This is a genomic window from Alkalihalophilus lindianensis (genome assembly GCF_032843265.1).
GTDB lineage: Bacteria > Bacillota > Bacilli > Bacillales > Bacillaceae_D > Alkalihalophilus > Alkalihalophilus lindianensis.
In genome coordinates this window covers 1-234 of record NZ_JAWJBA010001075.1, presented here as the reverse complement: position 1 = coordinate 234, position 234 = coordinate 1, and the positions used below count along the sequence as shown (strand labels likewise).

Here is a 234-nt window from a genome sequence, read left to right as displayed (position 1 = left end):
GGTGGCCTCCATGCGGGGTGGGCGCGATGTGGATGAGCAGGCGACTGGTTGGGTCTTGAGGAGAGCCAAAGCCGAAGAATCAAACAAGAATCTTTTTGTAGTAAGCGCTTTGGTGGTCATTACCTTGGAAGGCAACGAATATTTTAAGGAAGGATTATTAGGGAAGAGCTCAGAAGCCACAAAACTTGGTGAAATAGTTTCCGCAGATTCTCTAGTGGCTGCAGCCCATGCTTT

General features: G+C 48.7%; 1 protein-coding gene. It reads left to right on the top strand.

The annotated features are described in order from the left end of the window. Positions 1–28 precede the first annotated feature (28 nt). On the top strand, positions 29–234 hold a 206-nt coding region (locus tag RYX56_RS25420), incomplete at its 3' end, for a hypothetical protein (RefSeq protein WP_317124526.1).